This window comes from Kluyvera ascorbata ATCC 33433, from assembly GCF_000735365.1.
Classification (GTDB): Bacteria; Pseudomonadota; Gammaproteobacteria; order Enterobacterales; family Enterobacteriaceae; genus Kluyvera; species Kluyvera ascorbata.
The window spans coordinates 41391-51989 of record NZ_JMPL01000021.1; the positions used below are offsets into that span (position 1 = coordinate 41391).

A 10599-nucleotide genomic window follows, 5' to 3' on the forward strand; every position below is an offset into this window, starting at 1 on the left:
GGATGAGAATCAATGCAGAGTGCCGCAATTCAGGTGGAAACCAGACAAGGGACGTTAACGGGCGTAGTCGAAGGTGATACCCATCTGTGGTGCGGTATCCCTTATGCTGCACCGCCGGTGGGCCCGCTTCGTTGGCGTGCGCCGCAGCCGGTGACGCCCTGGCAGGGCGTGCGTCAGGCGAATGCCTTTTCTGCTGCCAGTTGGCAGAGCGCGGAGTACTGCCAGGAACTTGGCGGCGGTGACCCCGGCCGCTTTTCTGAAGACTGCCTCTACCTTAACGTCTGGTCCCCTGCTAAACGTCAGGGGCCGCTGCCTGTGATGGTCTGGCTGCACGGCGGTGGCTTTACCATTGGTGCAGGTGCGCTACCGCCTTACGACGGTAAAGCGCTGGCCCGACGCGACGTGATTGTCGTTACGCTCAACTATCGTTTGGGCCACCTCGGCTTCTTTGCCCATCCGGCTCTTGATGGGGAAGACGGCGAACGGCTCTACAATTTTGGTCTGATGGACCAGGTTGCCGCGCTACGTTGGGTGCAGGAAAACATTGAAGCCTTCGGCGGCGATCGTGACAACGTCACGTTATTCGGTGAATCGGCAGGCGCGCGCAGCGTGCTGTCATTGATGACCTCCCCGAAAGCCGTGGGGCTGTTCCATAAAGCTATCATTCAAAGCGGCTATACCTTGCCCGACCAACCGCGCGACGTGGCGCTGGCGCGCGGTGAGCGACTGGCCGAACATTTCAATCTGCCGAATGCGTCAGCACAAGATCTGCGTGATATTCCCGCCGAGGCATTCTGGCCGCTTACCGCACCCCATAATATTGGCCCCGCGCCCATCGTCGGCGACGCCGTGCTGCCGCAGCCGATGCTCGACGTTTTCTTCGCCGGGAAACAGCACGTCATGCCGGTGATGGTGGGTTCCAACAGCGATGAAGCCAGCGTGATGGCGGTATTTGGCGTGGACCTGGCGGGCGAAATTAAAAAACTTCGCCGCGAGCGCCGTCTGGGTCTGGGGCTTATCAAGCTGCTCTATCCCGGGGTAAAAGGTGATGAAGAACTGGGCCGTCAGGTCTGCCGTGATATGGCGTTCACTACCCTGGGCTATGTGGTGATGCAGGCGCAACAGCGAGTGAATCAACCCTGCTGGCGTTACTGGTTTGATTACGTCGCTGAAGCCGAACACGACACCTATTATCACGGCGCGTGGCACGGCAATGAGGTGCCCTATGTCTTCGACACGCTGGGGCAAATCATGCCCTCGCGCGAGTACGCTACGCCGCGCGATCTCAAGGTGGCGTCTCAAGTGGCGGACTACTGGGTCAGCTTCGCCCGTGATGCCAACGCGCGCCATACCGTGCTGCCGGGACCGGTGCGCTGGCCCGCCTGCGTGCGCGGTCGCGACCGGCTTTTGCGCATTGGTTTACGCAAGCACGCCGGGTTCCACGTGGAAAATCGCTTTATGCGTGCGCGGCTGGCGCTGTTCAAACGCGTCATGAAGCATCATGTGAGTCTGGATTGACAGATTTTGTTGCGCTAGCAATTGGATTATCAATCAATTTTGTCTAGAGTGGGCGGCAATAACGCCGTTTTTATTTTGCAGCATTCCGACTTTAAAAGGACGCTTTGCCAGGCATGAACCGCAGACACTTTCTTAAATCTTCAATGGCTGTTGCCGCCGTGTGCGGAACTTCCGGTTTCGCATCGCTATTCTCCCAGGCCGCGATGGCAGAGGACTCCGGCATTGCCGACGGCCAGACGCGTCGCTTTGATTTCGGCGTACTGCAATCTATGGCGCACGATCTCTCCCGCCAGCCGTGGAGCGGCGCGCCACGCCCGCTGCCGGATACCCTGGCTAACCTGACGCCGCAGGCCTACAACAGCATTCAGTATGACGCCGAACATTCGCTGTGGAACAACGTCAAAGAGCGCCAGCTGGACGTGCAGTTTTTCCATGTCGGGATGGGCTTCCGCCGTCGCGTACGGATGTTCTCGCTGGACCCGTCAAGTCACCAGGCGCGTGAAATTCACTTTCGCCCGGAACTGTTCCAGTACAACAATGCTGGCGTAGACACCAAACAGCTGGAAGGGCAGACCGACCTCGGTTTCGCCGGTTTCCGCGTGTTTAAAGCGCCGGAACTGGCGCGCCGCGATATCGTGGCGTTCCTTGGCGCGAGCTACTTCCGTGCGGTAGACAGCACCTATCAGTACGGCCTGTCCGCGCGCGGCCTGGCGATTGATACCTATACCGACTCGCTGGAAGAGTTCCCGGACTTCACCTCTTTCTGGTTCGAAACCGCGAAGCCGGGCGACACCTCCTTTACCGTGTACGCGCTGCTGGATAGTGCCAGCGTCACCGGAGCGTACAAATTCGTCGTGCACTGCGAAAAAGCGCAGGTGATCATGGATGTGGAGAACCATATCTATGCGCGTAAAGACATCAAGCAGCTCGGCATTGCACCGATGACCAGTATGTTCAGCTGCGGCAACAACGAGCGCCGGGTCTGCGACACCATCCACCCGCAAATCCACGACTCCGATCGTCTGGCGATGTGGCTTGGCAACGGTGAGTGGGTGTGTCGTCCGCTGAACAACCCGCAGAAGCTACAGTTCAACGCCTACCAGGACAAAAACCCGAAAGGCTTCGGGCTGTTGCAGCTCGACCGCGATTTCACCCACTATCAGGACGTCATGGGTTGGTACAATAAACGTCCAAGCCTGTGGGTGGAGCCGCGTAATCAGTGGGGGAAAGGGGCCGTCAGCCTGATGGAAATCCCAACCACCGGCGAAACGCTCGATAACATCGTCTGCTTCTGGCAGCCGGAAAAACCGATGAAGGCGGGCGATACGCTGAACTTCAGCTACCGCTTATACTGGAGCGCAATGCCGCCGGTACGTTCCCCACTGGCGCGCGTGCTGGCAACCCGTACCGGTATGGGCAGCTTCCCGGAAGGCTGGGCACCGGGCGAGCATTACCCGGAAAAATGGTCCCGTCGCTTCGCTATCGATTTTGTTGGTGGCGACCTCAAAGCCGCTGCACCGAAAGGGATCGAACCGGTCATTACGCTCTCCAGCGGGGAGGCTAAGCAGATTGAGATCCTCTACGTTGAACCGTTCGACGGCTATCGCATTCTCTTCGACTGGTATCCAACCTCTGATTCCACCGACCCGGTAGATATGCGCCTGTTCCTGCGCTGTCGTGGCGATGCCATCAGTGAAACCTGGTTGTATCAGTATTTCCCGCCAGCGCCGGATAAACGTCAGTATGTTGATGACCGCGTAATGAAATAATTTGCCTGTCATCGTGTAGGCCGGATAAGGCATAGCCGCCATCCGGCACTCTGCGCCGTTATGCCTGATGACGCTGCGCTTATCAGGCCTACTCGACTTCCGCCAATTGAGGCACCAGAATGACTACCGCTGAAATTATCACCGTCAATGACACCGTTACCCTTCATGCGGTGAATGAAAGCCACGTTACCGGTCTCTTTGAACTGGTGATGCGTAATAAAGTCTGGCTACAGCAAACGCTGAATTGGCCGCAGTTCGTCAACAGTGAACAGGATTCTCGCCAGAACGTGCAGGGTAATATGATGCTGCACCAGCGCGGTATCGCCAAAATGTTCCTGATTTTTGTCGATGATACGATGGCTGGCGTCCTGTCTTTTAACCAGATTGAACCCTCGAACAAAACGGGCTATATCGGCTACTGGCTGGATGAAGACGTGCAGGGAAAAGGGATTTTGTCGGCGTCATTACAGGCGTTTGTTCGCTACTATGCCGAACGCGGCGAGATTCGCCGCTTCGTCATTAAGTGCCGGGTCGATAACCTGCGCAGTAATCAAGTCGCGCTGCGCAACGGGTTTGCGCTGGAAGGGTGCTTGCGCCAGGCCGAGTTTCTCAACGGTGTTTATTACGACCAGAACATTTATGCCCTGATTGTTGACGACGCGGCGCTATAGCGCGCCAAACAGCGGGGTGCGGGTAATATGCTGCGCCCCGGTCAGTGCTTTACGCCCGCGCAGATGGATCGCCTCTCCAGGCAAAGCCTCCACCACCACGCTATCGGTGATATCAATGTGATACTCGATCAGCACATCGCCAATCACCCGCGCATCGCCCTGAATAAGCACGTGATCGTCGAGTAATATCGGCCCGCCCTGTAAGCGCGCGTTGCCGCCAACCATCACGTGGTGCTTCAGCACGCAATTACCTTCTACTACCGCATGTTCAGCCACCTGCGAGCTGTAACGAATCGTTGGGATCTCATCTTCGCCGCGCCCGGCGATAATGCGCGCATTGCCGTAAACTTTAGCGCAGTCGCACACCCAAATGTTGTTCTCCTCATTCCCATCCAGACGAGCGCTATCGAAGATTTCTGCACGGTGTTCAACAAAGGCATGAATCAGCATGGCTTTGCCGAAGATTTGCGCCTGATGCACTACCCGGCAGTGGCGAAGCTGCGCGGCGTCGTAGATTTGCAGGAGTTGCTCGCTATCGGCGGTTAACCCTCTGGCCCCGACAATTTGCGACTGTTCCGCAATGTAGGCATAGCCGAACAGATGGCAGTGGCCATGAACCTGGGAATCATGTACGGCCGCATCGCCGTTGACTCTAGCGTAATGGCTGATGCGGCTGGCTTGCACCCATGCGTTACCGCCAACTTCTGCCTGATGGCTAATTTCGCAGGGTTGCGTAATTCTGGCGTTTTCGGTGACCCGGGCCCCGGCGTACACCAGGCTGTTTTGATCGTAGATCCAGCATTCACCATCGTGGCTGAGCGACAGCTCGTTTTCTACCCAGCCTCCGAGGCTGCCAGCGCTGACATCGGCAAAATCCTGTAGGGCAATAATCTGGCGTACCACCACGCTCTCTCTGGCGCCGGGTTCGCCAATTTGAACGCTGCGCGTTTCATCGCTGAGACGGTATTTTTTCATGATGGCCTCACAGGTATGCAGATAGAGTAAATGTAGCAAACCATTGTGAATCGCGAGCGAACCGGTGTATAACCCACAGTTAAACGAATAGTATTATTTAATACAAAGTGTATTGAGGTGATGAAATGAGTGAACAAAAGCTCCCTGATTACGGCGACGTAGTGGCCGCGGCAGAACGCATTGCGGGCTACGCGAACCGAACGCCGGTGATGACCTCACGGACGGTTAATGAGGCGTTCGGTGCTGAAGTCTTTTTCAAATGTGAGAACTTTCAGCGTATGGGGGCGTTCAAATTTCGCGGAGCGATGAATGCGCTGCTGCAGTTTACGCCTGCCCAGCGTACGGCAGGGGTCGTAGCGTTTTCATCCGGCAACCACGCGCAGGCAATTGCCCTGTCGGCGAAGTTGCTAGGCATTCCGGCCACCATCGTGATGCCGCTGGATGCTCCTGCAGTTAAGGTGACCGCGACGAAGGGCTATGGCGCTAAGGTTGTCACTTACGATCGCTATACCGAAGACCGAGAGCAAATTGGCCGTGACCTGGCGCAAAAATACGGCCTGACGCTGATCCCGCCGTATGACCATCCACACGTGATTGCCGGTCAGGGGACAGCGGCTAAAGAGCTGATTGAAGAAGTCGGCCCACTGGATGCGCTGTTTGTCTGCCTTGGCGGCGGTGGGCTGCTTTCGGGTTCTGCGCTGGCGGCTCGTCATTTGTCGCCGGAATGCGCCATTTACGGCGTTGAGCCAGAGGCGGGGAATGACGGTCAGCAATCGTTTCGCAGCGGGAAGATTGTTCATATCGACACCCCTAAAACCATCGCCGACGGCGCACAGACCCAGCATCTTGGGGCGATCACCTTCCCGTTAATTCAGCAGAATGTTGATGACATTCTGACGGCCAGCGATGATGAACTGATCGCGGCGATGACCTTCTTCGCTGAGCGCATGAAAATGGTGGTTGAGCCAACCGGGTGCCTGGGATTTGCCGCCGCGCGGGCGCGAAAAGCTACGTTACAGGGTAAGAAGGTGGGCATTATCATCAGCGGTGGTAATGTGGATATCAGCCGCTATGCCGCCTTGCTGGCGGGCTAGCATCGAGTCGCCTGTCCTGACAGGCGGCATCATCTTATGGAAGACAAGGCGCAACAGATGGCAAATCATGATGACCACTCCCTGCTAAAGCAGATTGAGACCATTGCAAAAGGGCTCAGCGACACCTTTGCGCCGTTTTGTGAAGTGGTGGTGCATGACCTGACGCACCCGGAACACTCGATACTGGCGATCCACAATAATTTATCCGGTCGTAAGGTGGGCGAACCCACGACGGAAATGGGGCTTGCGCGTATCTCCTCACCGGACTTCCCGGCGCTGGTTGCCAACTACGCGAATCAGTTTGCTGACGGTCGCCCGGTGAAAAGCACCTCTATTGGTATTAAAGATACCTCGGGACAGTACGTTGCGGCGCTGTGTCTGAACGTCGACATGACGCTGTTTCGCGGAATGCAAAGCGCATTGGCGCAGTTTACCTCGGTGGAGAACGCCCCGGTAGAAGAGCATCTTGAGCCGTCGGGGCTTGAGACCATCCGCCTGCGGATTGACCGTTTCGCCGCGAAGCGGGCCACGACCGCACGAGCGCTGAGCCCTGATGACCGAAAATCGGTGATTCAGGCGCTGCGAGCGGAAGGATTGCTTGAGCTACGTAAGTCTATGGAGACAGTGGCGCAGCATCTGGGAATATCCCGAGCCACGGCTTATCTCTATGCGCGGCAGAAGTGAAATATGAGCGGGGATTTCACAGACTGAAGTTCGTCTATACTTCCTTTTCGCGCTAGCGCGGCATAAAAGAATCATTTAAAATGCAACTTAACTAAATTTGATTAATTAAACTAAATGCATAATAACGATAATGAAGCACGGGTCCTTAATCTGCCCGTAGGCTACTTTGGGATGGTACTGGGCACCATTGGTATGGGCTTTGCCTGGCGTTATGCCAGCACGATTATGCCGGTAAGTCATTCTATTGGTGATGCGCTGGTGGTGCTCGCCATCATGATGTGGGGCTTGCTGACGCTGGCCTTCCTGACACGGGCGGTGCGCTTTCCGTACAGCGTCTGGCAGGAGATGAATCATCCCATTGCCAGCAGCTTTGTCAGCCTGTTTCCGGCCACTACCATGCTGGTGTCGATTGGCGTAACGCCGTGGGTAAGACCGCTGGCGCTGGCATTGTTTTGTATCGGGGTGACGTTGCAGCTCGGTTACGCTGCCTGGCAAACCGCCGGACTGTGGCGAGGGGAGCATCCTGCGGATGCGACAACGCCGGGGCTCTATCTCCCTACCGTTGCTAACAACTTTATTAGCGCAATGGCCTGCGGCGCGCTGGGCTTTAACGATGCCGGGCTGGTGTTTCTTGGTGCTGGGGTTATCTCGTGGATTACCCTCGAGCCAGCCATCGTCCAGCGTTTGCGCAGCGGCGGCGTGCTCTCCGTACCGCTACGAACCTCACTTGGCATTCAATTGGCCCCGGCGCTGGTGGCCTGTAATGCGTGGCTGAGCATCAACGGCGGTCATGCGGATGTGTTCGCCAAAATGCTGTTCGGCTACGGGCTATTGCAGCTACTGTTTATGCTGCGCCTGATGCCCTGGTATCTGCGCCAGGCGTTTAACGCCTCGTTCTGGAGCTTCTCGTTCGGTATTTCCGCACTGGCCTCCACCGGGCTGCATCTTGGGCACGCCAGCGGTTCTGGTTTTTTCCATAACCTGGCGCTGCCGCTGTTTATATTCACCAATATCGTGATCGGCCTGCTGCTGATTAAAACGCTGCTATTGCTGCTTCAGGGTAAACTTTTGACCCGTGTTGCGCGGTCAACACTGATGAAACCGAAGGATGAACAATGACAACTCGTGACGAAAACTACTTCACCGAAAAATATGGCCTGACCCGCACCCATTCCGATGTGCTTCACGCGGCATCGCTGATTAAACCAGGTAAAACGTTAGATCTTGGCTGTGGCAACGGGCGTAACAGCCTCTATCTGGCAGCAAACGGCTATGACGTCACGGCGTGGGACAAGAATCCGATGAGCATTCAGAATCTGCTCTCGATTCGTGAGTCTGAAGGGCTGGAAAATCTACAGGCGGCGGTGAAGGACCTGAATACGCTGACCTTTGACGGTGAGTACGATTTTATTCTGTCGACGGTGGTGATGATGTTCCTTGATGCGAACACCATTCCGCGCTTGATCCCGAATATGCAGCGCTGCACCAAACCGGGCGGCTACAACCTGATCGTTGCCGCGATGGATACCGATGATTTCCCTTGCACGGTCGGTTTCCCGTTTGCGTTTAAAGCCGGTGAGCTGAAAAACTATTATGAGGGGTGGGATTTGCTGAAATATAACGAGGATGTCGGCGAACTTCATCGTACCGACGAAAACGGCAATCGTATTAAATTACGCTTCGCTACGATGCTGGCACGTAAGAATTCATAATTAATATTTATATAACGGGCGCAAGCCCGTTATGCTGTGAATGTTATTTTTGAATAATGCGAGCACTCTCTATTTTTGCCGCGACAAACTCCTGATTCATTTGCTATAACTTACTGGCATTTGTGCATTTATCAGGGATTATTCTCATGCGTACTCAAGCGTTTTTCAAAGCGGCGGCCCTCGTGGGCGTTCTGGCATTAGCAGGCTGTGCATCAAAGACCACAACTCCTCAGCAATACTCAGGATTTTAAAAGACTATTCTGGCCTGAAGGAAGCAACAACGGCGTCAGGAAAAACGGAACTGCGTTGGATCTCTCCGGACTACAACCCGGCTAACTACGCGAACGTCGTCTACAACCCGGTAACGTATTATCCGGTACCGAAGCCGACGACCCAGGTTGGGCAGAAAGCGCTGACCGACATTCTGAACTACACCAACACCGAACTGAAAAAAGCCATCAGCGAGCGTAAGCCGCTGGCAACCACAGCTGGCCCACATAGCCTGATCTTCCGTGGCGCGATTACCGCCGTTGACTCCAGCAAAGAAGGCCTGCAGTTCTATGAAGTGATTCCAATCGCGATGGTGGTTGCGGGTACTGAAGCCGCCACTGGCCACCGCACTATGAATACCAACCTCTACTTTGAAGGTGAGCTGATTGACGCGGCGACCAACAAGCCGGTCATTAAAGTGGTGCGTAAAGGCGAAGGTAAAGACCTGTCTAACTCCAACGCTCAGCTGACGCTGGATACGTTGAAACAGGTGATTGATGATATGGCGATTGATGCGGTTAAATTCGATCCATCGCAGAAATAATTTTACTTTGGCGTGATGAATAATAGAGGGCGACACTCAGGTGCCGCCCTTATTTTATTTATTCAGATTTTTGCTTCTTTTAAAAGCGCGGCAATCGCCGCATCTTGCTCCGCATAATTTCCCTCACCGAAGAAGGTATATCGTAACTGACCTCGCGCGTCGAAAAGATAGTGCGCTGGCCAGTATTGATTCCCAAAAGCGCTCCAGATTTGGTAATTATTGTCGGTGACGACGGGATAGGTGATGTGCCATTTTTTTACCGCGTCTTGCACCGCGTTGACGTTTTTCTCATGTGGATATTCCGGCGTATGTACGCCAATGACCTCCAGACCCTGCGGCCGATATTTTTCTGCCCATTCACGCACGTGTGGCAGCGTGTGCTGGCAGTTTATACAGTCGAAGGTCCAGAAATCTATCAGCACCACTTTGCCTTTGAGCGACTCGCTGGAGAGAGGGGCGCTGTTGATCCAACCGGTACCGCCGTCCAGCGGCGGCAGGGCGCTATCGGCTACCGGCTGAAGCTTCACCGGGGTGACAGGAAGCCAACTGACCAGATGCTGCTCAAGCTGCGCCGAGAGACCCGTCGCGCCTTGCAGTACGCTGGTGGTGCCGGATGCAATCAGCACCACCGACGCCAGCATCGTCATTCCGGCCAACTGTTTTAGGCGCTCGATCACGGCTGTCCTGTTGCGTAACCAATGCAGCACGCGCTGCCCGCCAAGCCAAAGCAGCCCCAGCATGGCGGCACAGCCGCTCCCGTAGGCGGCGAGGAGCACGCCGCTGGAGGCGCTACTGCCCTGAACAACGCCAAGACTCAGGATAGCGCCCAGCACCGGGCCTGCACATGGCGCCCATAAAAGCCCGGTAGCAATGCCCGCCAACAATGCAGCCATCTCGCCGCGACGGCTCAGACTTTTGTCGTTTACCCGGTTTCCTAATCGCACCACCGGAGCCATCAGGCGCTGGGCGATGCGCGGGGAGATAAGCGACAGGGCCACCGCGCCAAGAAACACGAGCGCCAGCCAGCGGCCTGCCTGCGCCACGTGTACGACCCAGGCGCTGGCAACCGTCACCAGCAGCGACAGTGCGGTAAACATCACAACCATACCCGCGAGCATGGCGAAAAGATGTCGCTTCTGGCCTTTCACGCTGGCAAACAGGAAGGGGATCACCGGCAGCGTGCAGGGGCTTAGCAGCGTTAACATCCCGCCGAGAAACGCGATAATAATAGCCATCAGACACCTCCGTGCGCGTTACGAACACGAGCCGGTTGGTCGGCGGTTTGTACCGCATACGTGGGGGAGCTGCTGCCTGTGAGTACCGTGCGTAGCGTCTGGCTATCGGCGGCGGCGCAGGCAACCG

At 56.0% G+C, this 10599-nt stretch carries 9 protein-coding genes and 1 pseudogene; 8 read left to right on the forward strand and 2 right to left on the reverse strand.

Translation table 11 applies throughout. From position 1 onward, the window contains the following. Positions 1-12: 12 nt before the first annotated feature. From GKAS_RS07910 to rimL, 3 genes are all read left to right on the forward strand, one after another. Complete coding sequence (locus GKAS_RS07910) at positions 13-1518, forward strand: carboxylesterase/lipase family protein (protein WP_035893214.1); 1506 nt, start codon at positions 13-15, stop codon at positions 1516-1518. Positions 1519-1631: 113 nt separating this feature from the next. Beyond that, positions 1632-3287, forward strand: coding sequence for a glucan biosynthesis protein D (locus GKAS_RS07915; RefSeq protein WP_035893216.1), 1656 nt, complete (start codon positions 1632-1634; stop codon positions 3285-3287). 119 nt (positions 3288-3406) lie between these two features. Continuing rightward, positions 3407-3958, forward strand: a complete 552-nt coding sequence (rimL, locus tag GKAS_RS07920; RefSeq protein ID WP_035893218.1) for a 50S ribosomal protein L7/L12-serine acetyltransferase — start codon at positions 3407-3409, stop codon at positions 3956-3958. On the opposite strand, the gene ydcK is transcribed toward rimL, so the two are convergent. Then, the gene (gene ydcK / locus GKAS_RS07925; RefSeq protein ID WP_035893219.1) at positions 3953-4933 is read right to left on the reverse strand and encodes a YdcK family protein; all 981 of its coding nucleotides are present in this window, start codon (positions 4931-4933) and stop codon (positions 3953-3955) included. The genes rimL and ydcK overlap by 6 nt on opposite strands. Positions 4934-5058: 125 nt before the next feature. On the opposite strand from ydcK, the gene GKAS_RS07930 reads away from it, so the two are divergent. From GKAS_RS07930 to GKAS_RS07950, 5 genes and pseudogenes are all read left to right on the forward strand, one after another. Next, positions 5059-6027 carry a threo-3-hydroxy-L-aspartate ammonia-lyase gene (locus GKAS_RS07930; RefSeq protein WP_035893221.1) on the forward strand — a complete coding sequence of 323 codons (969 nt, stop codon included), beginning with the start codon at positions 5059-5061 and terminating at the stop codon, positions 6025-6027. A gap of 57 nt (positions 6028-6084) precedes the next feature. Further along, entirely contained in the window at positions 6085-6711 is a 627-nt protein-coding gene (locus GKAS_RS07935; protein ID WP_035893232.1) for a helix-turn-helix transcriptional regulator, read from the forward strand. Between the two features lie 114 nt (positions 6712-6825). Continuing rightward, complete coding sequence (gene tehA, locus GKAS_RS07940; RefSeq protein WP_035893223.1) at positions 6826-7830, forward strand: dicarboxylate transporter/tellurite-resistance protein TehA; 1005 nt, start codon at positions 6826-6828, stop codon at positions 7828-7830. Further along, complete coding sequence (gene tehB / locus GKAS_RS07945) at positions 7827-8423, forward strand: tellurite resistance methyltransferase TehB (RefSeq protein WP_035893225.1); 597 nt, start codon at positions 7827-7829, stop codon at positions 8421-8423. Before tehA ends, tehB begins: the two co-directional genes overlap by 4 nt. 146 nt (positions 8424-8569) lie before the next feature. Beyond that, positions 8570-9237, forward strand: a pseudogene (locus GKAS_RS07950) (DUF3313 domain-containing protein). A gap of 62 nt (positions 9238-9299) precedes the next feature. Here GKAS_RS07950 and GKAS_RS07955 read toward each other — a convergent pair. Next, entirely contained in the window at positions 9300-10472 is a 1173-nt protein-coding gene (locus GKAS_RS07955) for a cytochrome c biogenesis protein DipZ (protein ID WP_035893227.1), read from the reverse strand. Positions 10473-10599: the final 127 nt, after the last annotated feature.